This is a genomic window from Bifidobacterium samirii (assembly GCF_003952945.1).
GTDB classification, from domain to species: Bacteria; Actinomycetota; Actinomycetes; order Actinomycetales; family Bifidobacteriaceae; genus Bifidobacterium; species Bifidobacterium samirii.
The window spans coordinates 1-26,297 of the sequence record NZ_QXGK01000006.1 but is presented as its reverse complement, the minus strand read 5'-3'; the positions used below and the strand labels follow the sequence as shown (position 1 = coordinate 26,297).

Here is a 26,297-nt window from a genome sequence, read left to right as displayed (position 1 = left end):
CCGACCGGCCCTCATGCAGGAACGCAGGTAGGAAACGGACAAGGAGCGTGGATGATGTCGGACATCATCGGCCAGGTAAGTGGGGCGGCGCCGTCGTCACGGCCGGCGGCGCGACAGTCGGAACATCCCGTCGCGCCTGCCGCGCCGCGCACGCAGTCGGCGCGGCTCGAACGGCTCATCGGGATGCTGCTCGCCGAACTGCAGGACGGCGACCACATCGCCATCCCCGGCGACGAGGCGGGGCGCCGGGAGCTGCTGCGCGCGCTGGTGAACATCCGTCCGCCGATGCCGGCGCCGGACGGGTTCCTCGACGTGCAGGACGCGTACCTGCGCGGCGAACGCGAGCGCCCGCACGCCGCCGGCGGCGTCGTGGACGTGCGCGCCCTGCCGCCGTACCGCGCCGACGACCCCGGCATCGTCCTGTGGCAGGGCGACATCACGCGGCTGCGCGCCGACGCGATCGTCAACGCGGCGAACGATGCGATGCTCGGCTGCTTCCGACCCAACCATCATTGCATCGACAATGCGATTCACACGTTCGCCGGCATCCAGCTGCGCGCCGAATGCGCGGCCGTCATGGACCGGCTGGGCCGGACCGCGCGCACCGGCGAGCCGATCGTCACCGGCGGCTGGAACCTGCCGGCCGACCATGTGATCCACGTGACCGGGCCGATCGTCGACGGGCCGCTGACCGACGCGCACCGGAAGGCGCTCGCCGACTGCTACCGCAACTGCCTCGCCGCGGCGGACGCGCGCGGCCTGCGCTCCGTCGCGTTCTGCTCGATCTCGACCGGCGTGTTCGGCTTCCCCATCGACCAGGCCGCGCCCATCGCCGTCGCGACCGTACGCGCGTTCCTGCGCGAGCGACGGCCCGACCATCCGCATATGACCGTCGTCTTCGACGTGTTCTCCGACCATGACAGGAGCATCTATGAACAAGCACTGCACCGACCTGTTCGGGCATGACCTGACGCCGCAGATCGACCGGCTGCGTGCCGCGATCGACGACGCCGACGCGATCCTCATCGGCGCGGGAGCCGGACTGTCCACCGCCGCCGGATTCCGATACGACGGCCCCGACTTCGAACGCGACTTCGCCGACTTCCATGAGCGGTTCGGCATCGAGGACATGTATTCGGGCGGCTTCTACCCGTTCCCCGATCTGGAGACGTACTGGGCGTGGTGGAGCCGCATGATCCTGATCAACCGCTACGACGCTCCCGCCGGACAGCCGTACCTCGACCTGCTGGACCTGGTGCGCGGACGCGACTACTTCGTGCTCACCACCAACGTCGACCATCAGTTCCAGAAGGCCGGATTCGACCGCGGACGCCTGTTCTACACGCAGGGCGACTACGGGCTGTTCCAGTGCTCCGGCCCGTGCCATGCGCGCACGTACGACAACGAGACGGCGGTCCGCGAGATGGCCGCGTCGCAGCGGGACCTGCGCGTGCCCGAGGAACTGGTGCCGCACTGTCCGGTGTGCGGGCGGCCGATGATGCCGAACCTGCGCGCGGACGCCTCGTTCGTGGAGGACGAGGGGTGGCATCGGGCGTGCGAACGCTATCAGGGGTTCGTCGCGCGGCATGGGCGTTCGCGCGTGCTGCTGATCGAGCTGGGCGTGGGCGGCAATACGCCGGGCATCATCAAATACCCGTTCTGGCATATGACGGCGGACAATCCGCAGGCGACGTACGCGTGCCTGAATCTGGGCGAGGCGGGCGCGCCGGCCGAGATCGCCGGCCGGTCCATCGTCGTCAACGCCGACGTCGCCGACGTGCTGGGCGCGCTGGTGCGGCGGTAGTGGGTCCCGTCGCGCATCGCATTCTTCGCAATGGACTCGTAATCGGAACCGCTGCGTGTCCGTTGTGAAGATTCAGAACCACGATTCTTCGCAACGGACACGCAGACCCTGCGATTGCGCGTTCGTTGCGAGGGTTCGCTCCATATCGACGCTGGGATGATTGAGGAATGTTCGATGGCCCGAGTCCGGCAGCAATCACAGTCCGCACATCCTCGCAGTGGGCGCGCAAGCGACAGACTTGCGTGTCCGTTGCGAGGTTTCAGGAGTCCGAATCTTCGCAACTGGCACGCAGGCGTGTCAGTTGCGCGTCCATTGCGAAGCGCAAACGCCGCGCGACCGGAATCCTCACCACCGCATCGTCGAAAACCGCCATGTCATCAGTCACGTCACCCGTCACGTGGTCGGGCGGCGGACGGCGGAGGAGGCGAACGCGCCGAGGACGGTGCGCACCACGCGGCGGTCGTCCTCGTCGAATTCGCCGAACGCGCGCGCCATGGCGGGCAGCGACTGCTTCCAGTCGGCCTCCAGCTGCGCGAAGGTCGTGTGGCCGGTCGATTCGAGCATGCCGAACAGCCGTTCCACGAAGATGCGGCGGTGCTCGGGGTCGGTCTTCGCCATCCAGTCGTTGATGACGCCGGCCGCGTACGTGGCCGTGCTCGACAGGCCCGGCGCGTCGGTGAAGCGCCCGCGTTCCGTACGCCAGTTGAGTGCGAAGTGCTGCATGACGGCGACGCCGTCGCTGCGCACGACATCGTAGCCGCCGGCGGTCGCGTCGCCGTCGAACAGCAGTCCGACGATCGACGATTCGGGCACGGTCTTATGGATGCGGCCGCGGATGCGCGCGAAGCCGTCCGACCGGCGGAACTCCTCGTCGAAGCCGGGACCGTCGTACGAGTGGACGCCGACGATGCGCTCCTGGATGGCGGCCGGAGCCTCCGCCGCGGCGTACACGGCCAGGTTGCCGCCTTTGGAGTGGCCGCCGACCATGATCGCGCCGTGCCATCGTTCGCCGAGCGCGCGCAGGTAGTCGGCGGCGGCGCTCTGGGAGGGGACGGGGCGTTGGAACGCCATCATGAAGTCCTCCTTCCAGCCGACGAACGAACTGTCGGTGCCGCGGAACGCGACGTACATCGTGCCGTCGCCCAGGTCGAACGTGCAGGCGGCGAACTGGAGCATGGAGTCGGGGTCGGTCTCGTCGATGCAGCCGCCGACACGCACGCCGCGCCATCGCGGGCTTTCGCATACGGCGCGCACCAGCTCAACGTTGCGCTCCGGCGCGTACACGCCGCGGAACATGTCGTCGTATGATTCGGCGCGCAGCAGCGCGGTCAACGGCGCGAACCCGTCGTCGCCGTGGCGGGGCACGCCGTCGGGCATGCGCGCGTACGCGAGCTGTGACAGGACGAGGCCGTCGGTCGGGCCGAACGGCCGTTCGGCGAACGTGTCGAACATCGTGCGCGTCTCTTCGATGATGCCACCCATGCGCCCATCATAGGCCGGCGGCGGCACCGGACGGTCCGCAACGCGGATGGCCGGATCGAACGGCCCCGCCGAAAACCTCCGTCACCGCACCGGTTCGGAACGAGGCCGCCGATTACGGATGACGGCATGTCCATAATCGGCCGGGAGACTGGGAAACGCGCGTATTGTCACGGTGTCAAGGCGGCGATATCATGCCGGCATGTCCAGTGATTCCCCTGTTGATTCCGCCGGTCCCGCCGACGTCGCCTGCATCACCGGTACCGACGGGGCCGCCGCCGGCCCGGTCGTCTTCGCCGCTGATGGGGTGCGGTGCGCCGTGCCCGCGGGCGACGGCGTGCGCACGGTCTTCGACGGCCTGTCCTTCCGCATCGGCGCGGGCGAGATCGTCGACCTGACCGGCCCGTCCGGCTGCGGCAAGAGCACGCTGCTGACCGCGTTCGCCCGGCTCAATCCGCATGCCGACGGCCGGTTCGCGCTGCGCGGCCGCGACGCCGACGCATTCACGCCGCAGCAGTGGCGCCGCCGCGTCGCCTACCTGCCGCAGAAGCCGGTCCTGCCCGGCGCGACCGTCGCCGACGCGATCCGTCTGCCGTTCACGTTCGCCGCGCGGCGCGGCGCCGACGCCGACATCGCCGCCGATGCCGCCGACCGTCGCGCCCCGCTCCCCCGCCCGTCGTGGACGGCCCGCCTGCGCGCGGCCGTCACCGGGCGCGGAGGCGCCGACGATCCGGCGCGGCTGCTGCCCGACGCGCGCATCCGCGCCATGCTCGATCGGATGGGATGCGCCGACATCGACCTGACACGCGCCCCGCACGACCTGTCCGGCGGGCAGGCGGCGCGCGTGGCGCTGGCCCGCACGCTGCTGACCGATCCGGACGTGCTGCTCGCCGACGAGGTCGACGCGGGCCTCGACGACGCCAACGCCGAGCTGGTCGCCGCGATTCTCGCGGATGCGGCGGCTCACGGCATGGCGATCGTGCGCATCCGTCATCGTCCGCCGGACGGGCGGGCGACGCGCACCGTCGTGCTCGACGGCGGCGTCCTGCGCGACGCGGCGACGCACCATCAAGACAATCGAGGCAATCAAGACAACCAAGACAATCAAGACAACCAAGACAACCAAGACAACCAAGACAACCAAGACAACCAAGACAACCAAGACAACCAAGACAACCAAGACAACCAAGACAACCAAGACAACCAAGACAACCAAGACAACCAAGACAACCAAGACAACCAAAGCGACCACGGCAACCACGGCAAGGAGGCGATCGCATGACCGGCGCAAGCTACGACATCGACGTCTGGGGTCTGCTCATCGCGCTGGCGATGGTCGCCGCGGCGGCGGCCGTCAGCGGCCTGCTGCGCATGGGGATCGGCCGCACGATGCTGTGGTCGGCGTGCCGTGCGCTGCTGCAATTGTGCGCGATGGGCGTGATCATGGGGTTCGTGATCCGTTCCAGCCCGCGGCTGGTGTTCGCGCTCATGGCGGCGATGCTCGTCGCGGCGGTGCAGATCACGCTGTCGAAGGCGAAGGGCGTGCCGAAGGGGCTGGCCGGGCCGGTGCTGCTGAGCCTGGTCGTCACGATGCTGCTCATGCTCGCGCTCGTCACCGAACTGGTCGTGCGCCCGCACCCGTGGTATGCGCCGCAGCTCGTGGTGCCGCTGACCGGCATGCTGCTGGGCAACACCGTGTCCGCGCTGGCGGTGGGGTTGAGCCGGTTCTACGAGAGCATGGACGAGCGGCGCGACGAGATCGACACGATGCTCGCGTTGGGCGCCTCGCCGTGGGAGGCGGCCCGCCCGTCGATCGTCTCGTCGATCCGGCTGGGGCTGATGCCGACCACGTCGTCGCTCGCGTCGGCCGGCATCGTGACAGTGCCGGGCATGATGGCCGGGCAGATCATCGCCGGCGGCGACCCGCTGGGTGCGGCGAAGTACCAGTTCGTGATCCTGTCGGCGATCGCCGCGCTGACGCTCGTGGCCGATTCGCTGATCATGGGCATGGTCTACCGCACGTGCTTCACGCGGCTGGACCAGTTCCGGCCGAAGGCGCTGCGCTGAAGTCGGTGGCGCGTGTCGGGCGGCGGCTCCCGCAGACCGGAATCCACCACCCGACACGCCCGGAGCGGTCATGCAGAACGGCGGATATCGTCCGATATCCGCCGTTTTCGCTTCCTATCGCCCGTTCCGTATGACCATCCCGGGCGTGTCGCCCCATCGGCGATCGCCGGGCAGGAGGCCTGCCGGACCGGCGGCGACCGTCACTGCGCCGCGACCCGCACCTTGCGTCGTTCCATAAACCGCCGCACGGCGACGATCTCGCAGCCGACCAACAGCACCGCCAGCACGCCGGCCGCGGCGAAGTACACGTACTTCCAGACCGGGGTCTCGACCTTGGGCTGTCCGTCCTCATACAGCCAGCTGTTGACGGCCGTGTAGAGGATGTTGTGCGAGGCGTTGCGCATGGCCTGCACCGACGTGGCGGAGCGGTCCTCGATCACGTTGATGCTTTCGATGGTGGCGAGCATCGCGTCGGTGCCGGAGCGGATGAGCTGGTCGCCGATCTGGTAGCCGAAGCGGCCGAAGTAGTCGGTTTCGACCATGCCGTCGAAACCCCATTCACCGCGCAGCACGTCGGTGACGAGGTGCCGGTTCGCCGCGGAGTAGCCGTTGCCCAGATAGTTGAACGAGGTCATGACCGCGGTCGCGCCGCCGTCCTTGACGGCCATTTCGAACGGCTTGAAGTAGATCTCGCGCATGGTCTGCTCGTCGGCCCACGTGCACAGCATCGAGACGCGGTTCGCCTCCTGGTCGTTGAGCGCGAAGTGCTTGATGAACGGGTACACGCCGCGCGAGCGTGCGCCGGCGACCTGCTGGGCGGCCATGATGCCCGACAGCGTGCCGTCTTCGGAGAAGTATTCGAAGTTGCGGCCCGCGTACGGGGTGCGGTGGATGTTCATGGCCGGCGCATACCATCCGGTCACGTTCATCTCGCGCGCCATGTCGCCGATGGTCTCGCCGAAGCGGCGGGCCAGGTCCTTGCTGAACGTGTTCGCGACGGACACGCCGGACGGCAGGCCGATGGAGCCGACGCCGGTGAAGTTGTTGTTGAGCGTGGACGGACCGTCCACGTCGGACTGGCGCGGCTTGTCGATGGAGGGGACGGCCGCGTTGCCGTAGCCGGCGAACGCGATGAGCTGGTTCATCTCGTCCTCGGTCATCTCGTCGAGCAGGTCGTCCCACAGCGGGTCGTCGTAGTCCTTGCCGTACAGCTCGTACAGCTTCACGCCGTTCTTCGCGCCGGTGGTCGGCATCTCGTCCGCGTCGTCGTCCTCGTTCTCGTAGTTGGACGCGTTGACGAACGTGGCCTTGTACTCCTCGCTCATCGACATGCTCGCCGGCGCGGCGGTGGCGGTCGCGTAGTTGGCGAAATGATCGGCGCGCGACAGCGTCTCGAATTCGGGGGCGATGTCGTCGAAGCGGTTGGTGACCTCGCCGGCGTCGGATGCGCGGTGGTCATCGCCGCTGTACACGATGGTCTCGGGCACGGTCACGTCGGCCGTGTCGATCGCACGGTGCGAGTCGCGGTTGATGGAGATCTCGTAGTCGCCCTTCTCCAGCACGTACGCCTTGGCGTCCCGATGATCGTAGGAGGCCATGTCCTCGTCGTCGAACGTGACGGTGACGGTCTGCGATTCGCCGGGTTCGAGTTCGTCGGTCTTGGCGATGTCGATGAGGTTGGCGCTCGCCTTCTCGATGCCGCCGTTGGTGTATGGCGGGTTGTAGTAGACCTCGACGACGTCCTTGCCGGCCTTGTCGCCGGTGTTGGTGACGGTCACGTCGAAGGTGATCGAGCCGTCGTCGGCGTAGTCGACGTCGCCCATCGTCTGGTCGAAGGTGGTGTAGCTCAGGCCGTAGCCGAACGGGTACTGGACGATCTGGTCGTAGTCGATCGCGCCTTCGTCGGCCGCGGTCTCGTAGTACTTGTAGCCGACGTAGATGCCTTCGACGTAGTCGACGAAGCCGGGGGTCATGTGCAGCGTCTGCTCGTGGTGCGTGGAGTCGACGGCGAATTCGTCCATGTTGTCGTACTGGAACGTGCCGAAGTTGTTGGCCCACGGTGCGGCGCTTTCGTCGCGCAGCATCGTGTCGGCGGTGCGGCCGGACGGGTTGACCGTGCCGGCGAGGATCTCGCCCAGCGCGCCGAATCCGGTCTGGCCGGCGGGCGGCGCCCACAGGACGGCGCCGATCTGCGGATAGTCGTCGACGAAGCTCATGTCGAACGTGTTGGCGCCGTTGTAGACGAGGGTCACGTGGTCGAAGTTGGCCGTGACCAGGTCGAGCATGTCGCGTTCGCTGCGGGAGAGTTCGAGGTAGCCCTGTCCGTCTTCGAAGTCGGCGGAGTCGGCGGAGTTGTTGGTGTAGACGGTCGAGGCGTCGCTCTCCTCGCCCGGGTCCAGGACCGCGCCTTCCGTGGCGCCGGACTGGCGGATCGCGCCGATGTTCCCCATGTCGGAGGGCAGGTCGAAGCCTTCGCCGCCGGATCGGGCGATGACGACGACGGCCGTGTCGGAGAACTTCCTCGCGTTGTCGATGAGGTCGTCGCCATAGGTCGCGGCGGGCGGTTCGGGCAGGGTCAGGTCCTGTGCGGTGGAGTTGGAGACCGGACGGTCGGCGCGGTAGGCGGTGTAGAAGTCGGCCAGCTCCTCGTTGGTCTCGATGCCGGCGTCCTCCAGGCCCTGCAGCAGCGAGGTCGTCTCATACTGGTCGTTCATCGAACCTGAGCCGGTGCCGCCGTACACGGGGTTGGTGGACGCCCAGCCGAACACGTTGGCCTTGGTGCCCTTCAGCGGCAGCGTGTCGTCGTCGTTCTCCAGCAGCACGATGCCTTCGCGTTCGATGTCCGAGGCGAGCTCCTTCGTGCGGGCGATGGTGTCCTCGGTCAGCGCGCCGCTGCCGGACATGAGCGAGAGCATCGTGTTGAGCGGGCCGAACAGCATGACGCTGACGGTCACGGCCACGGCGATCGCGGCCACGATCCACGTCTGCGCGTGGGCGAACGCGCGCACGGCCGCGTCGCGGATGACGCGCCGGCCGGTCGCGGCGCGTACGACGGCCGCGAGCACGATGATGACGCCCAACGCGATGAGCTGCGGTCGTATGGATTCGAGTGTGGTGATGACGTCGGCGAAGTTGATCTCCAACATGGGCGGGCTCCTTTCCCGTTCCCCGGGCCGGCGCTCGTCGGCGAAGCCCCGTCCCGGACCGTTTCCTCACGGAAGGTCAGGCCTCGTCACCCTGCCTTCCGATTGGTTTCAGGGTATGGGCCGGCCGTCGGGAGCGGGAAGGGAGCGTACGCGAACTGCACGCGGGCGTACGGGAACGGTCGCGGACCGCCGTTCAGCCGGTCGCCGGCGCGGTCGCGTCGGACGGCGAGTCGGGCAGCAGGATGCTGACGGTGAACGTGCCGCCGTCCGTGTCGACGCTCATCGTGCCGCCGTATTCCCCGGCGATGCGGCGCATGCTTTTCAGTCCGTATCCGTGGCCGCGCGGGTCGGGCCGGCTGCTGACGATGTCGCCGGCGGCGTCCCGTTCGACATGGTCGAAGTAGTTGGCGACGATGATGGAGACGAATCCGGCGCGGCGCGCGACGGTCATCTTGACGATGCGGCGCTCGGGGTCCGCCAGCCGAGTCACCGCCTCGATGGCGTTGTCCAATGCGTTGCCGAACAGCGCGTACACGTCGCGTTCGCGCATCGGCTCCAGACAGGAGGCGTCGGCCATGTAGGTGAACCGGATGCCGCGCGCCGCACAGACGCGGCTCTTCTGCGTGAGCACCACGTCGAGCGGCGCGCAGCCGGTGCGGGCGACGCCGTCGTACAGGTCCGCGGTGCGGGCCAGGTCGTCGAGCTCCTCGCGGAACGCCCCGTCCGCGGCGCCGCCGGAGGCGCGCATCGCGGCGATCTGGTGCTTCATGTCGTGGCAGCGCACGTTCGTCTCCTCGATGACGTCCCTGAGCTGCGCGTAATGGTCGGCTCGCATCGCGTCCATGCGTTTCATGAACGCGATCTCGTCGGTCAGCCGGTGGTTGCGGGACAGTTCGCCGAACAGCAGGAGGATGATCAGGCAGGTCAGGACGGATACGGCGCGCAGCACCAGTCCCGTGTGCAGACCCAGCGACGGGGCCGACGCATAGGAGCTCAGCGCGACGGTCACCGCCAGCACGGCTCCGGTCAGCAGGGCGAGGGTCGTGCGCGATCCGGTCCACACGGCCGTCATGTCGAGCCGGCGGATGAACCGGTGCAGGAAGGCGAGGTAGATCGAGGCGAACACCGCCCCGCGCAACACGATGCCCACGATCCACGATCCCAGCATCGGCGTCGACCACGCGATGGCCGCCTGCGCGCGCAGCAGGTCCACGATCTTCATCACGGCGGCGGCGATGTGCTGCATCGCGTAGCCGCACACGCAGCACACCACCGCGACTCGCCCGGCGCCGCCGATGACGTACCGGACGGCCAGACACGAGCAGGCGAACAGCACGCCGTACCGTACGCCCATGCGCAGCGTCGGCGATGCGACGGCCGCGTCGATCTGCACCAGCAGCGCGCAGACGGCCAGCATCACGGCGACGGCCTGCGCCGCGCGGACGCGGGCGCGTCCGGGGTGCGGCGCCCGCAGCGCGAACAGGAGCTGTGCGGCCAGCAGCTCCACGGTCACCATCAGGTTGTTGAACACGGTGAGCGCCGACGCGTTGCCGAGCATCACGTCCGGGAACGTCATCGGCCAACCGGCCGCGATCGTGCCGGTCACAGTCCGGCCCCCATCGCACGGGCCACGGCCTGCAGGATCTCCTGGCGTTTGGCGCGGCTCACTTCGAGCCGGTGCTCCCCCACCGTCACGATGCTGCCGTCGATGCCGGTGATGTTGTCGACGTTGACGAGATACCAGCGGTTGCATCGCATGAAGTTGCCGGCGGCGAGCGCCTGTTCGGCCTGGCCGAGGGTGCCTTTGACGGTCATGTCGCCGTCGGTGGTGTGGTAGGTGATGTAGTGGTCCTGCACATCCACGTAGTCGATGCGGCTGATGGGTACGAGCCGCAGTCCGGTGCGGGTGACGAGGCGGATCGTGCTGGCGCGGCGGCGGTCGATGCGCTGCATGGCGCGGCGCATGACCATGGCGAAGCTGTAGTAGTCGACGGGTTTGACGACGAAGTCGAGCGCGTCGACCTCGTAGCCTTTGATGGCGAGCTGGGCGAGGTTGGTGACGAACACGATGACGGTGGACGGGTCGGTTTCGCGGATGGTGCGGGCGGCGCGGATGCCGTCGACCTGCCGCATTTCGATGTCGAGGAAGATGATGTCGTGGTCGGGCCGGTAGTGGTGGAGCAGTTCGGCGGCGTCCGCGTACCCGGTGACCTGCGCGTCGATGCCCTGTTCGGCGGCGTATCGGGTGATGTAGCCGCCCAGTGTCTCCCGTGCTTCGGCGTCGTCGTCGACCACCGCGACCGCAACCATGCCGGCTCCCTTCCTCTTCGTCGGTTCTCCTCTTCGATGGTACCGTCGGCGGGGGTCTGCGGGCGACACGGGTGCCGGGCGGCGCGGGTCGACACGCCCGGAGTGGTCATGCAGAACGGCGGATACCGTCCGGTATCCGCCGTTTCTGATGTCCATCCCGCGTTCCGTATGACCATCCCGGGCATGTCGCCCCGGGCCGGCCCGCCGATTAGGCCGGCCGTCCGAGGAACGACGCGGCCTTGGCGTCGTCGTCGCGGTGGATCTTGCCGTATTCGTCGATGAGGCCGTGGAATTCCTTGAGGTCGGCGACGGTCAGTCCGCTGGCCAGGACGGCGCCGATGACGGCGTCGTGGAATTTCGGGTAGCCGTCGGGCAGCCGGTAGCCGAGGAAGGTGAGCAGTCGGCGCGCGTAGGTGTCGGCGACGAACGCGCGTCGGCCGAACACGTACAGGGAGATCACGTCGGCGGTTTCGCCGCCGATGCCGAACAGGCCGAGCAGTTCGCGGCGCAACGCCGCGTCGTCCACGCCCGAGGCCCGGTCGGGGTCGCAGTCGAAGCGCCGCCGGTACCAGTCCGCCAGCGATTGCAGCGTGCGTGACTTGTTGCGTTGGAAGCCGGACGGGCGAATGAGCTCCTGCAGCGTCTGCGCGTCCATCGCGGCGATCGCGTCCGGGTCGAGCGCGCCGGCGTCGCGCAGGCGGTCCAGCGAGCGTTCGACGTTGCCGAGTGCGGTGTTCTGGATGAGGACCGCGCCGACCATGATCTCGTACGTGGTGTCGGCCGGCCACCATCCGGTGGGGCCCATCGCGTCGAGCATGCGGCGGTACAGGGTCTCCAGGTCGCGTGACGACGGCAGTCGCAGGTCCGACGCCCCGGCACCACGCTTCGACACGCCCGGAGTGGTCGTACGCAACGACGCATGTCGGGCGATATCGCCCGTTTCGGGACCGCATCCCGCGTTCCGCATGACCGATCCGGGCGCGTCGCCCCGAGCCGGCCCGTCGCTCCGCGGACGGACCGCCGACCGGCGGCCCTTATCACCCGTCAATGCCGAGCTCCTTGGTGAGCCAGGCGCGTTCGGCGGCGATCTCGGCGTCGTGGATGCCGATGATGCCCAGCCGGTACCTGTCGGTGAGCTGGTCGTTGTCGATGGGGCCCTCGCCGTCGCTGTAGAGGCGTTTGACGTCCGTGTTGAGCAGGTCGAACCGGCGCTGCAGGACGGCGCGCCGGTCCTCCTCGTCGGGGATGACGGAGAGGAACGACATGACGATCGACCATTTGGTGATGTCGCTCAGCATGTAGCCGCGCGTGTTCTTGAGTTCGTCGATCAGCTTCTCGCGTCCGGCGTCCTCGAGGTGGAAGACGCGCAGGCGGCGTCCGTTGACCACGTCGGAGCTTTCGCTCAGGTAGCCGGCCTCGACGAAACGGCCGGTGACGGAGTGGAGCGTGCCGTCGGAGAAGGCGCGCGCGTAGCCTTGCAGCTGCTCCATCTTCTTGCGCAGGCGGTAGCCGCACAGCGGGCCTTCGGACAGGAATCCCAGCGTCATGATCTCGACAACGTTCATGGGCCTACTATAGCTCATAGTGACATATCTCCATTCTGAATTTTCCGTGGGCGCAGACGGGCCCGCGGGGTGGGGATACGGGAGATAACGCCGAGGACGGCGACCGCGGGTGCGGCCGTCGTCCGGCGTGAATACAGGTGGCGGCGCGAACCGCTAGAACAGGTCGGCCTCGTCGAGCCAGCCCTCGGCGATGTCCTGGGCGCTCTTCTTGTCGTTGACGCTCTGCGCGTTCATCGACATGAGGTCCTCGGTGGTCAGCTTGGCCTGGACCTTGTCGATCACGGCCTTGGCCTTGTCGTCGAGCTTGCCGGCCTTGGCCACCGGCACGACGTTCTGGGCGAGGATCATCTGCTGGTCGTCCTCGAGGCGGACCAGGTCGTTGGCGGCGATGAGCGGCGAGGTGGAGTCGAGGCGGGCGAAGTCGACCTGGCCGTCGAGCAGCGCCTGCACGGTGGACTGGCCGCCGCCGTCGTTGACCGGCACGAGGCTGACGGTCAGACCGTACTTGGAGCGCAGGCCCTCGATGCCGTAGACGCGCTTGCTGAACTCCGGCGGGGCCGCGACCTTGAGGTCGTCGCCCAGCTTCTTCAGGTCGCCGATGGTCGTGATGCCCTGCGCGTCGGCCACGGAGCGCTGGATGTAGAACGCGTCGGCGTCCTGCGCGTCGGCCATGTCGAGCACCTCGAAGTCCTTCGGGAGGGCGTCGGCGAGGCCGGCGTACACGTCCTCGGCGGCGGAGGCGGTGTTGGACTCGTCGTAGAACTGCAGCAGGTTGCCGGTGTATTCGGGGATCATGTCGATCGAGCCGTCCTCGAGGGCGTCGAGGTAGACCTCGCGCGAGCCGATGTTGGCCTTGACGCTCGCGTCGATGCCGTTGTCCTTGAGGGCTTCGGTGTAGATGCGGGCGATGATCTCGCTTTCGGAGAAGTTGGCGGAGCCGACGACGATCGTGTCGGTGCCCTTGGCGGTGTTCTCCTTGGCGTCGGATCCGGCGAACGGATCGGTCGAGCCGCATCCGGCGAGGGCCAGCATGGCGGCGACGGCGGCCGAGACGACGGCGAGGGACCTGGTGTGCTTCATGGTGTGCTTCTTTCCTGATTGGTGGTTGGTGGTGATGAATATGGTCAGTACATCCGGTGATGTGGCGGCGGTGCCGCCGGGGCGGCGTCCGCTCAGCGGCGCACCGCGGCGGCCGACGCCTTCTCCAGCGCGCCGAAGAGCGCGTTGGCGGCCAGCTCGAGCACGATGACGATCGCCGAGCCGGCGAGCATCTGCGTGTAGTCGTGCATGGCGAGTCCGTCGATCAGGTACCTGCCGAGGCCTTCGATCGGCAGGTAGGCGGCGACGGTCCAGGTGGCGAGGATCTGCACGGCGGCCGAGCGCAGTCCGGAGACGACGATCGGCATCGCCAGGGGGATCTCGACGCGGGTGAGGATCTGCCATTCGGTGAATCCGATGGCGCGGGAGGCGTCGACGAGTTCATGGTCGACCGATTCGACGCCCGCGTAGGTGCCGGCGAGGATCGGCGCGACGGCCAGCGTGGTGAGCGCGACGAGCGGCGCGCCCAGTCCCAGGCCCATCGTCAGCGACAGCGCGGAGAGGAATCCGAGCGTCGGGAGGGACCGCAGGGCCCCGGTCAGCGGCACCATGACCGCGCGCAGGCGGCCGGTGTGCCCGACCCACAGGCCGAGCGGGATGCCGATCAGCGAGGCGATGGCCAGCGTGAGCAGGCAGTGGCCCAGATAGATGCCGGTGCGGGCGATGATGCCCGTCGGCCCCGCCCAGTTGGCCGGGTCGGCCAGCCAGGTGAGCACCTGTGCGTAGGAGTCGTTCATCGCGCTCCCCCTTCCTTGTCCGCGCCGGCGGCGGGCCGGGCGATGCGGGTCCATGGCATGAGCAGGCGTCCGGCGGCGACGAGCGCCAGGTCGAACAGTCCGGCGATGAGCATCGTGCCGATGATGCCGACGACGATCTCGAGCGTGAACGCGCGCTGGTAGCCTTCGACGAACAGCAGTCCCAGCGAGTCGACGCCGATGAGCGAGCCGACGGTCACGAGGCTGATGGTGCTGACGGAGACGACGCGCATGCCGGCGAGGATGACCGGACCGGCCTGCGGCAGCTCCACGTCGAGGAAGCGGCGCACCCGGTCGTATCCGACGGCGTCGGCCGCCTCGACCAGCGTCGGGTCGACGGCCTTGAAGGCGTCGGCGCAGTACTGGATCATCAGGGCGACCGCGTACAGGCTGAGCGCGGTCTCGAGATTGATCGGGTCGAGGATGCGCGTGCCCAGGATCGAGGGCAGCATCATGAGCAGCGGCAGCGACGGGATCGCGTAGAGCGCGCCGACGAGCGCGAGCACGGGTCCGCGCACCCGGCCGGCGTGGTTGACGAGCCAGCCGACCGGCAGCGAGACCGCCAGTCCGATGACGAGCGGCGGGATCGCGTAGCCGGCGTGGACCGCCGCGTACGCGCCGATCGCGCCGATGCTGGATTGCAGCCAGTCCATGTCACGCCCCTTCCCCGATGAGCTGCAGGTGCGATTCGGTCGCGGTGGCGGCGGCCGCGGGTGCCGCCGCACCGTCGACGCCGGGGTCGACGCCGGGGTCGACGCTGGGGCGTCCGGCCTCGACGAATGCGCGCACCGCGTCGTTCGCCGGCTCGTTGAGGATCTGCGCGGGGGTGCCGACCTGTTCGATCACGCCGCCCTTGCCGAGCAGGGCGATGCGGTCGGCGAGGAACAGCGCCTCGTTGATGTCGTGGGTGACGAACACGACGGTCGCGCCGGTCTCGCGCTGCACGCGGCGCACCTCGTGCTGCAGGTCGCGGCGCACGACCGGGTCGACGGCGGAGAACGGCTCGTCCATCAGCAGGATGGACGCGTCGGCCGCCAGGGCGCGGGCCACGCCGACGCGCTGGCGCTGGCCGCCGGACAGCTGCGAGGGATAGCGCCCGGCGAGGGAGGCGTCGAGGCCGACCTTGTCGAGCAGTTCCATCGCGCGGCGGCGGGCGCGGCTGCGGCGCACGCCGTTGAGCATCGGCACCGTGGCGATGTTGTCGACGACGGTGCGGTGCGGCAGCAGGCCGCCGCCCTGGATCACGTAGCCGATGGACCGGCGCAGCGCGATCGGGTCGCGTCCGCGCACGTCCTCGCCGTCGATGAGCACGCGCCCGCCGGTCGGCTCGACCATGCGGTTGATCATGCGCATCAGCGTCGTCTTGCCCGATCCGGACGGTCCGACGAGCACCATCAGTTCGCCGGAGCGTACGGTCAGCGTCACGTCGCCCACGCCGACGGTGCCGTCGGGATAGGTTTTGGCGACGTGCTCGAATGCGATCGTCATCTCGTCTGCTCCTTACGTCTGTCCCTCGCCCCGCCGGCCGCCCGTGTTCCCCGCGGGCCGGTCCGTCGTTGCGTTGTTGATGAACACGATATATCCCATCTCAAAATATTTCAAGTTGAAATATCCAAGAATGGGATATATCATCGTGGATATCCACCGAGGAAAGGAATCGAAAATGGCGGAAAATCAACTGATGAAGGCCGCGGTCATGGATCGTCCGTGCACCGCTCAAGAGCTCTCCGTTCGGCGTGTCGCGGTGCCGGAGCCGCAGGAGGGATGGGCGCGCATCCATGTGAAGGCGTTCGGCATCAACCGTTCCGAGCTCTATACGCGTCAGGGCATGTCGGGCGACGCGGTCACGCTGCCGCGCATCCTGGGCATCGAGGCGACCGGCGTCATCGACCTCGATCCGACCGGCACCTTCGCCCCCGGCCAGCAGGTCGTCACGATGATGGGCGGCATGGGCCGCACCTTCGACGGCGGCTACGCGCAGTACACGTGCGTGCCGGTCGGCCAGATCATCCCGTTCCGCTCCGACCTGCCGTGGGAGCGACTCGGCGCGGTCCCGGAGATGCTGCAGACCGCGTACGGCAGCCTGACCGTCGGCGCCGGCGTGCAGCCCGGCGAGACGCTGCTCGTGCGCGGCGGCACGTCGTCGGTCGGCATGGCCGCCGCCGTGCTCGCCAAGCGCATGGGACTGACCGTCGTCTCCACCACGCGCAACCCGGCCAAGCGGGAGATCCTGGAGCGGATCGGCGTCGACCGCGTCGTCGTCGACGACGGCCATATCGCCGACCGGCTGACGGGCGTCGACCGCGCGATCGAGCTCGTCGGCGCGACCACGCTGCGCGACACGGTCCGCTGCATGCGCCGCGGCGGCGTCGTCTGCTTCTCCGGCATGCTGTCGAACGAATGGGTCATCCCCGACTTCTACCCGATCGACTTCCTGCCCACCGGCGTGCGCCTCACCGCCTATTCGGGCGAGGCGAGCGACCTGCCGGCCGACGTATTGCAGTCCTTCCTCGACGACGTGGCCGCCGGCGACGCCGTCCTGCCCGCCTCGCGCGTCTTCGGCATCGACGAGATCGGCCAGGCGCACGCGCTCATGGAATCCGGCCACGCCAACGGCAAGATCGTCGTCCTGCCGTAGCCGGCGGACACGGCGGGCCGCAGCCGCGCGCCCGCACCAGCGGCCGGCGGCGTCCGGCCGTCACATCATCGCATCATCGACCCCGAACACCATCCATCGCATCATCGAAAGGACCATCATGGAATACAGCACCATCGACGGAACCCACTACCTGCGCGTCGCCAAGGGCGAAAGCGTGCCGCAGGCCATCATCGAACTGTGCCGGCGCGAGCACGTCGGCGCGGCGCAGATCACCGGCATCGGCGCATGCAGCGAGGCGACGATCTCCACCTGGATCGCCGAACGCGCCGACTTCACCGACCACACGGTGAACGGCACGCTCGAGATGGTCGCCCTCACCGGCAACATCACCCGCAACGCCGAAGGCGAGCCGCACCTGCACGCGCACGCCGTCTTCTCCTACCTGGACGCCGCCGGACGGCCCGCCCTCATCGCCGGGCACGTCAAGGACATCACGATCGGCTACACCGGCGAGATCGTGATCCGCCCCGCCGGCGAGACCATCGGCCGCAAGTGGGACGACGCGGCCGGCATCGACGTGTGGGATCTGCCGCATTCGACGACCGTCGACCTGCGATAGCGGACCCGGGGCCGGACCTCGCCCGACAGGGCGGCCGACCCCAACGACATGTGGGCGCCGTCCGATCCACGGACGGCGCCCACACGCATATCACCCATTCATATAAGAATCATCCGATTCAGCGCTCGGACGCCAGACGCGTCTGCACCAGCCGGTTCAGCGACACCCCCTGCTCGGCCGCCTCGATGGCGAGACGCCGATGCAGCTCCGGAGGGACGCGCACCACGAAGCGCCCCGAATACTCGCGCTCGCCATACGGCTGCGGCACGTCCGCGCCCTCCGCCTCCAGCTCGCTGACGCGCTCATGCACCAGCACATGCAGCCCGCTCAGCGCCGCCACCGACGAAGGCGCCGCATAGCGCAGGTCGGGGAACTCGGCCACCGTGCCGACATACCCGCCATCGTCATCGGACCAGTAGATACGGTATGTGTACCGCCCGCCGTCGTCCGCCATATCCACCTCCAGAAACATCTCGCTACGCCCACCATATCGCACCCGCAGACCCTCGCACAGGTGTTCGACACACCCGACACCCCCAAGTCGAACATTTGTACGAATGTCGTGGTATCACTATTAATATCATCCATTGCAAAAGCGCAACAGGACGAGGGGGAACGATCATGGCGGTCAATGTATTCCACGCTCCACGCATCGACGCGGCCGTCCGACTCCACAGCCTCGTCTCCCCCGACCTCATACCGCCGTTCGACATGCGCGCGCAGGCGATCGTCGCCCTGCTGCGCGGCATCGCCCCCGACGAAGACGGCCGGCGCTCGCTGTGGATCACCGCACCGCGCGGCACGGTCGGCGAGTTCGCCGCCGCGATGCACGACGAGGCCGCCGATTCCCTTCCGTTTCCCGATGACGAGCAGGACGACGAAGCGACGGTCGAAGCGACGTTCCGCACGCTGTACCCCGACGAGGAACGCTGGTACCGCATCGACGCGACGCTGGAACACGACGAGATGCACATCCGCATCGACGACGGGTTCTCGATACTGCTGTCGCCGGACCGCGGCGACCGCACCGCATGCGACGACGATGCGGACATGCTGATGGACTGGCTGCTGGCCGGCATCGAGGACGGCGTGCGCGCATGCGCGCAGGGCACGTACGATGCGCACGTCCGCGAGCGCCTGCCGTACGACATGCGCTTCGGCACGATCGCCCGGCGTGAGTATCTGCGGTTCGACCCGCAGGCGGATGCGTATGTGCGCAGGATGGTCTCGCCCGCCGAGGCGCGTCGGTTCTCGGACCTGGCACGCACCGGCGGGTTCCGGTCGGGGACGGCCGCGATACCGTTCGATGCGATGACGTTGCGCCGGTATGCCGACATCTGCCGGATCGGATATGAGGCGCTCGGCCTGCCGGCACCCGATGCCGGGTACGACGATGCGAACGACCTGGCGTGGCTGGACCGGTACGGCGACCCGCGCGGGCGGGTGACGTACCTGTTCGACGTGGATTCCCCCGAGGCGTTCGCGGCGTTGGCCGACGACCGGCGGGGCGATGCGCGGTCGTGGAACGTGCGCCCCGGCCCGGGGTTCGAATGGATGGCGTTGGTACCGGTCAGGGAGGACGACGGCTGGTCGCTGCTGGTGGATCCGGCGGCCTGGCCGTGCTGTGCGGAGGCGGTGCCGTTCGCGTTGGCGCTCGCCGATGCGGGCGTGCCGGTCGAGGTCGATGATGCGCCGCGGGTGGCGGCCGCCGTGCTGGGGACGGATCTGGTCGGCGTGGTGCCGCGGTATGTGACGCCGTCGCGGCGTGCGGAGGCGGAGTTTCCGGGACCTCAGGTGGGGAGCGTCATGCAGCTGCCGGCCGAAGGGCGGGAGCGGTTCGTCGGACTGGTCGACTGGATGGATCCGGAGCCGGTGCGGCTGTTGCCGCTTCCATGATCCGCCGGTGAGGTCGGGCGCGTTCGCCGCCGGCGTCGGCGTTTGACTTGAAGCGCATGAGGCGGCTATGACTGGATGCAGTCCCACCCGTATCGGATATTCCAGCGAAGGAGCCTCTATGACGACTGCCGACATGTCCGCCGCGCCCACCGCCGCGGCGACGCCCGATTTCGATTTCGATACGCCGGTCGACCGCACCGGCACCGGGTCGCTCAAATGGGAGGAGGCCGGCGACGCCCTGCCCATGTGGGTGGCCGACATGGATTTCCCGACCGCGCCAGCGGTCCGCGACGCGCTGCGCCGGCGGCTCGACCATGGGGTGTTCGGCTATGCGGTCGTGCCGGACGAGTGGGCGCAGGCCTACGTGTCGTGGTGGCGGGACCGGCATGGTCTGGCGATCGACCCTGAGTCGCTGGTGTTCACGACCGGCGTGGTGCCGGCGATCTCCAGCATGGTGCGCAAGCTGACCACGCCGGCCGAGAACGTGGTCATCATGACGCCGGTGTACAACATCTTCTTCAATTCGATCCTCAACAACGGGCGTCGCGTGCTCGAATCGCCGCTGGTGCGCGACGGCGACGGCCGGTACGCGATTGACTGGGACGATCTGGAGGCGAAGCTCGCCGACCCGCAGACGTCGCTGATGATCCTGTGCAATCCGCACAATCCGACCGGCAACCTGTGGGATCGGGACACGCTGGCGCGCATCGGCGATCTGGCCGCCGACCATCATGTGACCGTCGTCAGCGACGAGATCCACTGCGATCTGACCGACCCCGGGTGCGAGTACGTGCCGTTCGCGTCGGCCGGCGAACGCTGCGCGATGAACTCGGTGACCTGCATGGCGCCGACGAAGGCGTTCAACATCGCCGGATTGCAGACCGCGGCCGTCATGATCCCCGATCCGACGCTGCGGCACAGGGTGTGGCGCGGGCTCAACACCGACGAGGTGGCCGAGCCGAACGCGTTCGCGATGGCCGCGACCATCGCCGCGTTCACCGAGGGCGGCGCATGGCTGGATGCGCTGCGCGGCTATCTGGCCGATAACAAGCGCGAGGCCGCGCATCTGGTCGACGCATACAATGCGGCCGCGCCCGCCGACCGTCGGATCACGCTCACCTGCGGTCCGGCCACGTACCTGCTGTGGCTCGACTGTTCGGCGTTCACCGGACGCGGCGGCAACGGCGGCGCGGCGGCGTTCGCCGATACGGACGCGCTGTGCGACTGGCTGCAGGCCGAGCATAAGGTGTGCTTCTCCCCCGGCGCGCAGTTCGGCGGCGACGGCCGCGACTTCATCCGCATCAACGTCGCCTGCCCGCGCGACCGCATGCGCGAGGGCTTCGCACGACTGTTCGCCGGACTGACCGCCCTCGCGGACGACCGGGGCTGACGCGGTCCCGCCGTCCGGGCCGGCGTCGCGGCGTTCGCCCCCATCCGCATTGCGGCCGTGGGCGAACGCCGCGGTTGACTTCGAGTACTTGAGGTTCCTAACGTAGCCGTCAGCACGTCATCGGACGTCGGCTGCGCGGCCGACGTCCGGCAATCATCGTAGACAGTAGGAAAGGTCCGTTCATGACCGACATGACATCCGAGCATCGTCCCGCAACCATCGCCGCAGCCGGCACCGACGCGCCGGCCGGCACCGCCGACGTCGTCGAACGCGCGCGGCTGACCGGCGAGCGCGCCGAGTTCCACGCGCACGGCCGCCGCTACGTCGATTCGATCTTCGCGGACGGCGAGTCGCCGCTCAAGCATGCGTCCGACATCACGCTGGACGGCTGTTCGTTCCAGTGGAAGTATCCGCTGTGGTATGCGAGCGACGTGACCGCGCGCGACTGCGTCTGGTTCGACATGGCCCGCGCCGGCGTCTGGTATGCGGACCGGGTCACGGTCGAGGACTCCACCGTCGAGGCGCCGAAGAACTTCCGCCGCGTGCACGGGCTGACCTTGCGCAACGTGGATCTGACGCACGCCGAGGAGACGCTGTGGCACTGCTCCGACGTCACGCTCGACAACGTCGTGGCGCGCGGCGACTATCTGGCCATGGGCGTGGAGCGCGTGGAGGCGAGCAACCTGCGGCTCGTGGGCAACTATCCGTTCGACGGGGCGCGCGACGTGACGATCCGCGATTCCAAGCTCATCGCCAAGGACGCGTTCTGGAACGCCGAGAACGTGACGGTCGAACGCTCCTACATCTCCGGCGAGTATCTGGGCTGGAACTCGCGCAACCTCACCTTCGTGGACTGCACGATCGAAAGCCTGCAGGGCCTGTGCTACATCGACAATCTCGTGATGCGCAACTGCCGTCTCGTCAACACGACGCTCGCGTTCGAGTATTCGACCGTCGACGCCGACCTGACCGGCACGGTCGACAGCGTCCTCAACCCGGCCGGCGGCGTCATCCGCGCCGACGCGATCGGCGAGCTGACGGTCGATCCGTTGCGCGTCGACCCGTCGCGCACGACGATCGTCACGCGCTGACGCGGCCGACGCATGCGGGCCGTCCGCCCGCCGCAGGACGATTCCACGCGGCGGGCGGACGGCCCGTGACGTTTTCCGGAGCGGCCCGCGACGTCGTCAGCGGTCGACCTTGCCGCCGTTCTGCAGCGCCTTGACGCGGTCGATGATGTCGCGGTTCTCAGACACCAGCTGGTCGGCGTCGCCGTCGCGCCCTTCGGCGCGCGCACGCCAGTACAGCGTCTTGAACGACACGTACGCCTGCTGCATGCGGATCGACTCGGCCTTGGCGGCCAGGCGCAGCGCCTGCGCGTCGAGCAGCTCCATCTGCCGGCGCGCGCCTTCGGGACCGTCGTCGATGTTGTGCAGGTATTCGCGCATCGAATCGAGCGGCATGCCCGTGGCCGACAGGCAGGCGATGGTGGTCAGGCGTTCCAGGTCCTCGTCCGAGTAGGCGCGGTGGCCGGAGCTCGGGTCGCGGGCGATCGGGTCGATGATGCCGATCTGCTCGTAGTAGCGCAGCGTGGATTCGGGCAGGCCGCTGATCAGCGACGCCTCGCGGATGGTGTGCCAGGTGGTTGTGGTGCTCATGGGACGCACTGTAGGAACTTCGAGTGCTTGAAGTCAACCGGTGCGCCGTCCGCGCGCCCGTCGCCGGCGGCGGGCGGCGAAGCGCCGGCTGGTCAGAAGATCGCGGCGGACACGACGGTCAGCGAGCACAGGGAGAACAGGGTGCTCACGAGCACGAATCCGGTCGCATAGTCGGGCATGTTGTCGCGGCGGGCGGCGAACATCGCGATCGCGGTCATCGTGGGCAGGCCGGCGACCAGCGAGATCACGGCGATCATGTCCGCGGTGACCGGCAGCGCGGGCACGGCGGCGGCGAGCGCCGTGAGCAGCGCGTGCAGGGCGACGGGGAAGCACAGCATCTTGACGCCCATGCCCACGTACAGTTCTGGCCGGCGCAGCACGCCCCACCAGCGGGTGAGGGCGAACAGGCCGCCCAGGTAGATGAGCGACAGCGGCGTGGCCATCGCGCCGATCGCGTGCAGCGGGGTCAGCAGCATCGGCGGCACGCCGACGCCGAGCATGATCAGCGTCAGCGACAGGACGATCGCGCACAGGGCGGGGTTGACGAAGCGTCGCAGCACCGCGCCGACGGTCCTCCCGGCGGGTTTGCCGGCGACGGCAGTCCGCCCGCCGACATCCCGACCACCGGCGTCCCGATCCGCGTCGACCGGTTCGCACAACCATACGCCGTACGTCCATTGCAGGCTCTGGTCGACGATCGACATGAGCGCCACCCAGATCGCGCCGTTCTCGGGGAACAGGGCCATGATGAGCGGAATGCCGAGGAATCCGGCGTTGCCGAAGATCATCGTCGCCTGGAACACGCGGCCGTGCGATCCGCGCAGGCGCAGCATCCATGCGACGATCCGGAACAGGATGATGAGCAGCAGGTACATGACCGCCGACAGCAGCATCACGCCCCAGTTGGCGGCCAGCTGGGCGCGCGTGGCCCCGTCGACCGCGTTGGCGAACACGAGCACGGGGATGAGCACGTTGAGCAGCAGCGCGCACATGCCGTCGAGCGCGGCCTTCCCGTAGAAGCGCATGCGCACGCACCCGTAGCCGATCATCAGCATGATGAAGAAGCCGACCAGCTGGCCGACGACGACCGTGAACTGTCCCATATGGTCCTCTCTCTCGTCCTCCTCTATCATCCGACGGCCCCGGACCGGCGTCGATCGCGGCGGACACGCCCGGGTTGGTCGTACAGAACCGCGGTTACCTGACGACACGCTGTCGTTCCGGGCCCCATCCCCGTTCCGTATGACCAATCCGGGTGTGTCGGGGGTGGGGTGGCCGCAGGCGGACGCCCCACACCCGACGCACCGCCCCGTCACCAGTCGTACGCGTACATCTCGTACGAGTCGTAGTCGATCCCGTCGGGGTACACCGTGAGCGTGACCGACCGGGCCTTCCCCATCGCCGGCCTGTCGAAGTACGTGGAGTCCCCGTAGACGATGTTGCCTGCTCGGTCGCGCAGCACGAGGACGGCCTTGCCTCCCGACGTGCCGAGCAGGTCGTCGCCGGAGCTGCGCAGCGTCGCCTCGCCGGTGAAGGTGACGCCGCCGAAACCGTCCGTGTGGGAGATCGTGCCGCTCACCTCGTACGATTCCACCGCGTCCGAGGCGATGACCGAGGATACTGATGACGCGCCGATTTCGAAGTCGACCGTCGCCGGGTCGGAGGATCCGTCGCCGAACGTCATCGCCTCATACCGCGTCTGCCCCGCGTACAGGCCGCCGATCGTATGGTCGTCGCTGAACAGGACCGACCCGTCGGCCTTGCGCGCGACCGCATGGATCGTGAGGTACTTGACCGCGTGCCCGGCGTCGTTGTTGCGCAGGCACACCACGTAGGTCACATACCCCCGTTCCGACCGCCATCCCGATTCGACGAGCTCCACCGATTCGTCGACGAACGTGGTCGCGTCCGTCGCGCCGGCGGCGGACGTCCCAGCCGAGGACCCGCCGTCCGACGACGAACCGGACGGCTTGCCCGACGACGATCCGTTGCCGCGTGACGCGCCGGCGGCGGATCCCGCCGTCCCGGACACGCTTCCGTCGGTCGTCCATGACGGGCCGCCCGGCAGCAGATAGCCGACCGCGACGGCCGCGACCAGCAGCGCGGCGACCAGCCAGCCGGGCACACGGATGCGCGACAGCGTCGGCACGATGCCGGAGGCCCGGCCCGCCGCCGCGGCGACGGACTCACGCACCCGGTTCACCGCTCCGTCCGCACCGGAAACCCCCGCATCGGCGGAGCCGGGACCATCGGATACGCCGGCACCCGGCCCACCTGGCACGCCGTCTCCGGCCCCGGTGCCGACCCCGGTGGAGGCGGCATCATCCATCCCGGCGCCGCCGACACTCCCGTCGCCGTCCAGCGCGCGCAGGAACGCGGCCGCGTCGGCGTAGCGCGCGCTGGGTTCGAACGCGCACGCCACACCGATGACCCGGCGGGTGCGCAGGCTCATCGGCGTGGCGGCGAGCCGCTCGTCGTAGGAGCGCTGGTCGTCGGGGCGCACGCCGGTGAGCAGGTAGCCGAGCACGCGGCCGATCGCATACAGGTCGGAGCGGGCGTCGCTGGGCGCGAAGCCGAACTGTTCGGGCGCGGCGAACCCGTAGGTGCCCAGCGGGACCGTGTCGCGCGCGACGGGTTTCGCGCCGCCGCGCTCGCGGGCGATGCCGAAGTCGATGAGGTGGACGCCGTCGGCGGCCATGACGATGTTCGCGGGCGTGATGTCGCGGTGGACGATGCCGTGCGCGTGCAGCTCCCCCGCCGCCTCGCACAGCTGGCGGACCGTCCGCACGGCCCCGGCTTCGTCCATCGGCCCATGCGCGGCGACGAGCGCGTCGAGCGTGTCGCCGGCGACGTAGTCGTAGACGACCACGAACGCGTCGGGCAGCTCGTAGGTCGATTCGACGCGCGGCAGGCGTGGACTGCGGCATTCGGCAAGCGTCGACCACAGGCGTCGGCGGGTGAGCTCCAGCGGCATCTTCTTGCGCACGAACGGCCCGGCGCCGTCGAAGTCGACCAGTTCGGTCACGCCCTGCGGCCCGCTCGCCAGCGTGCGGATCACATGGTAGGCGTCGTCGAGCGCCATCGCGTGCATGACCTGCGTATCGTCCATGGGGTTCCCTTCGCGCGTCGCGGCGGCGTCAGCGGCGCGATGCGGCCGCGGCGGCGGTGCCGTCGGCGGCGTCCGCATCGTCCGAGTGGGCTTCGATCGCCGACGTTGCGTCGGGCGTCGCGCCGGGCAACGTCGCTTCGCCGAGCCGCCGCAGCTCGCCGTCCACGGCGGCGCGGTCGAGGCCGTTGTCGATGCACCAGATGATGATCGCGTCGCGCCGGTGACGGCACCACAGTTCGGTGGCGCCGGCGAGGCGCAGCAGCCGCTGCGTCTGACGCAGGTCGCAGTTGAGTCCGATGGCGAGCGCGATCGCCCGGTCGCGGCCGGGTCGGCTCTTGCCGGCGAAGATGTCGTAGACGACGGTCGCGTTGAGGCCGGACGCCCGGACGACGTCGGCGCGGCGCATGCCGTTGCCGTCCATCATCATGCGCAGGTAGTCGGTCAGGGTGCAGTCGGAGACGGGCTCGCGGCCGAGATACGCTTCGACGCTCGTGCTGGCCAGCAGCCGGTCGAGCAGCTCCTCGGTCAGCGGTATGCCGGCGCATGGGCCTGCGTGCTCGCTCATCGTCCTTCCTTTCGGGTCGTGTCCGGTGACGACGTCGTCGTTGCGGCACCTGCGGAAGCCGCTCCCGGATGCCGTATCCAGCTTAGCGCGCGATCCGGCGGCCCGGGCCGTCGACGTGCCTCACGTTTTTTGAGCGCGTAGGGTGTGGTGGTGCCTCATCGGGAATGAGCGCGAACGGTATCGGTCCTGTTTGGCTTGTCTTATGGAAGACAGGATCAGCATGGCGACGAAGCGGCA

General features: G+C 68.7%; 23 protein-coding genes and 1 pseudogene. 9 read left to right on the top strand and 15 right to left on the bottom strand.

Features of this window, described 5'->3' with window-relative positions:
* Positions 1-51 precede the first annotated feature (51 nt).
* On the top strand, positions 52-966 hold the full coding sequence (locus D2E24_RS04165; RefSeq protein WP_206430921.1) for a protein-ADP-ribose hydrolase: 915 nt from the start codon (positions 52-54) through the stop codon (positions 964-966).
* Positions 932-1,804, top strand: coding sequence for an SIR2 family NAD-dependent protein deacylase (locus D2E24_RS04160; protein ID WP_125968069.1), 873 nt, complete (start codon positions 932-934; stop codon positions 1,802-1,804). The genes D2E24_RS04165 and D2E24_RS04160 overlap by 35 nt, the downstream gene beginning before the upstream one ends.
* 393 nt (positions 1,805-2,197) lie before the next feature.
* Here D2E24_RS04160 and D2E24_RS04155 read toward each other — a convergent pair whose 3' ends face one another.
* A complete protein-coding gene (locus D2E24_RS04155) occupies positions 2,198-3,286 on the bottom strand; it encodes an Mbeg1-like protein (protein ID WP_125968068.1) in 1,089 nt (362 codons plus the stop codon).
* Between the two features lie 250 nt (positions 3,287-3,536).
* On the opposite strand from D2E24_RS04155, the pseudogene D2E24_RS04150 reads away from it, so the two are divergent.
* Both D2E24_RS04150 and D2E24_RS04145 read left to right on the top strand, forming a co-directional pair.
* A pseudogene (locus tag D2E24_RS04150) lies at positions 3,537-4,337 on the top strand (ABC transporter ATP-binding protein); the annotation flags it as partial.
* A gap of 224 nt (positions 4,338-4,561) precedes the next feature.
* Positions 4,562-5,350: an ABC transporter permease gene (locus D2E24_RS04145; protein WP_125968066.1), complete on the top strand. Its 789-nt coding sequence runs from the start codon at positions 4,562-4,564 to the stop codon at positions 5,348-5,350.
* Positions 5,351-5,550: 200 nt separating this feature from the next.
* Here the strand turns inward: D2E24_RS04145 and D2E24_RS04140 are convergent, their stop codons facing one another.
* The 9 genes from D2E24_RS04140 to D2E24_RS04100 form a co-directional block, all read right to left on the bottom strand.
* Positions 5,551-8,496 carry a glycoside hydrolase family 3 N-terminal domain-containing protein gene (locus D2E24_RS04140; protein WP_125968065.1) on the bottom strand — a complete coding sequence of 982 codons (2,946 nt, stop codon included), beginning with the start codon at positions 8,494-8,496 and terminating at the stop codon, positions 5,551-5,553.
* 193 nt (positions 8,497-8,689) lie between these two features.
* Positions 8,690-10,102: an ATP-binding protein gene (locus D2E24_RS04135; RefSeq protein WP_164520998.1), complete on the bottom strand. Its 1,413-nt coding sequence runs from the start codon at positions 10,100-10,102 to the stop codon at positions 8,690-8,692.
* Positions 10,099-10,806 carry a LytR/AlgR family response regulator transcription factor gene (locus D2E24_RS04130; protein WP_164520997.1) on the bottom strand — a complete coding sequence of 236 codons (708 nt, stop codon included), beginning with the start codon at positions 10,804-10,806 and terminating at the stop codon, positions 10,099-10,101. Before D2E24_RS04130 ends, D2E24_RS04135 begins: the two co-directional genes overlap by 4 nt.
* A 208-nt stretch (positions 10,807-11,014) precedes the next feature.
* Positions 11,015-11,623, bottom strand: coding sequence for an endonuclease III domain-containing protein (locus D2E24_RS04125; protein ID WP_241222855.1), 609 nt, complete (start codon positions 11,621-11,623; stop codon positions 11,015-11,017).
* 220 nt (positions 11,624-11,843) lie between these two features.
* A complete protein-coding gene (locus D2E24_RS04120) occupies positions 11,844-12,371 on the bottom strand; it encodes a PadR family transcriptional regulator (protein ID WP_125968061.1) in 528 nt (175 codons plus the stop codon).
* A gap of 153 nt (positions 12,372-12,524) precedes the next feature.
* On the bottom strand, positions 12,525-13,451 hold the full coding sequence (locus D2E24_RS04115; RefSeq protein WP_125968060.1) for an ABC transporter substrate-binding protein: 927 nt from the start codon (positions 13,449-13,451) through the stop codon (positions 12,525-12,527).
* Positions 13,452-13,543: 92 nt separating this feature from the next.
* On the bottom strand, positions 13,544-14,206 hold the full coding sequence (locus D2E24_RS04110; protein WP_125968059.1) for an ABC transporter permease: 663 nt from the start codon (positions 14,204-14,206) through the stop codon (positions 13,544-13,546).
* Positions 14,203-14,877: an ABC transporter permease gene (locus tag D2E24_RS04105; RefSeq protein ID WP_125968058.1), complete on the bottom strand. Its 675-nt coding sequence runs from the start codon at positions 14,875-14,877 to the stop codon at positions 14,203-14,205. The genes D2E24_RS04110 and D2E24_RS04105 overlap by 4 nt, the downstream gene beginning before the upstream one ends.
* Before the next feature lies 1 nt (position 14,878).
* Entirely contained in the window at positions 14,879-15,712 is an 834-nt protein-coding gene (locus tag D2E24_RS04100; RefSeq protein WP_125968057.1) for an ABC transporter ATP-binding protein, read from the bottom strand.
* 175 nt (positions 15,713-15,887) lie between these two features.
* Here D2E24_RS04100 and D2E24_RS04095 point away from each other — a divergent pair, with 175 nt between their 5' ends.
* Both D2E24_RS04095 and D2E24_RS04090 read left to right on the top strand, forming a co-directional pair.
* On the top strand, positions 15,888-16,862 hold the full coding sequence (locus tag D2E24_RS04095) for a zinc-binding alcohol dehydrogenase family protein (RefSeq protein ID WP_206430920.1): 975 nt from the start codon (positions 15,888-15,890) through the stop codon (positions 16,860-16,862).
* 118 nt (positions 16,863-16,980) lie between these two features.
* Positions 16,981-17,442, top strand: a complete 462-nt coding sequence (locus D2E24_RS04090; RefSeq protein ID WP_125968056.1) for a PPC domain-containing DNA-binding protein — start codon at positions 16,981-16,983, stop codon at positions 17,440-17,442.
* A gap of 118 nt (positions 17,443-17,560) precedes the next feature.
* Here the strand turns inward: D2E24_RS04090 and D2E24_RS04085 are convergent, their stop codons facing one another.
* On the bottom strand, positions 17,561-17,914 hold the full coding sequence (locus D2E24_RS04085) for a type II toxin-antitoxin system HicB family antitoxin (protein WP_206430919.1): 354 nt from the start codon (positions 17,912-17,914) through the stop codon (positions 17,561-17,563).
* 149 nt (positions 17,915-18,063) lie between these two features.
* Between D2E24_RS04085 and D2E24_RS04075 the strand changes: the two genes are divergently transcribed.
* From D2E24_RS04075 to D2E24_RS04065, 3 genes are all read left to right on the top strand, one after another.
* A complete protein-coding gene (locus D2E24_RS04075; protein ID WP_164520996.1) occupies positions 18,064-19,338 on the top strand; it encodes a hypothetical protein in 1,275 nt (424 codons plus the stop codon).
* 118 nt (positions 19,339-19,456) lie between these two features.
* Positions 19,457-20,728 carry a MalY/PatB family protein gene (locus tag D2E24_RS04070; protein ID WP_241222848.1) on the top strand — a complete coding sequence of 424 codons (1,272 nt, stop codon included), beginning with the start codon at positions 19,457-19,459 and terminating at the stop codon, positions 20,726-20,728.
* 182 nt (positions 20,729-20,910) lie between these two features.
* Entirely contained in the window at positions 20,911-21,819 is a 909-nt protein-coding gene (locus D2E24_RS04065) for a DUF3737 family protein (RefSeq protein ID WP_241222847.1), read from the top strand.
* Between the two features lie 96 nt (positions 21,820-21,915).
* Here D2E24_RS04065 and D2E24_RS04060 read toward each other — a convergent pair whose 3' ends face one another.
* The 4 genes from D2E24_RS04060 to D2E24_RS04045 form a co-directional block, all read right to left on the bottom strand.
* Complete coding sequence (locus D2E24_RS04060; protein WP_125968053.1) at positions 21,916-22,386, bottom strand: MerR family transcriptional regulator; 471 nt, start codon at positions 22,384-22,386, stop codon at positions 21,916-21,918.
* Between the two features lie 92 nt (positions 22,387-22,478).
* Positions 22,479-23,489, bottom strand: coding sequence for an AEC family transporter (locus tag D2E24_RS04055; RefSeq protein ID WP_125968052.1), 1,011 nt, complete (start codon positions 23,487-23,489; stop codon positions 22,479-22,481).
* A gap of 209 nt (positions 23,490-23,698) precedes the next feature.
* Entirely contained in the window at positions 23,699-25,495 is a 1,797-nt protein-coding gene (locus D2E24_RS04050) for a serine/threonine protein kinase (protein ID WP_125968051.1), read from the bottom strand.
* A 28-nt stretch (positions 25,496-25,523) separates the two neighbouring features.
* Positions 25,524-26,060, bottom strand: coding sequence for a helix-turn-helix domain-containing protein (locus tag D2E24_RS04045; protein WP_241222846.1), 537 nt, complete (start codon positions 26,058-26,060; stop codon positions 25,524-25,526).
* Between the last annotated feature and the right edge of the window lie 237 nt (positions 26,061-26,297).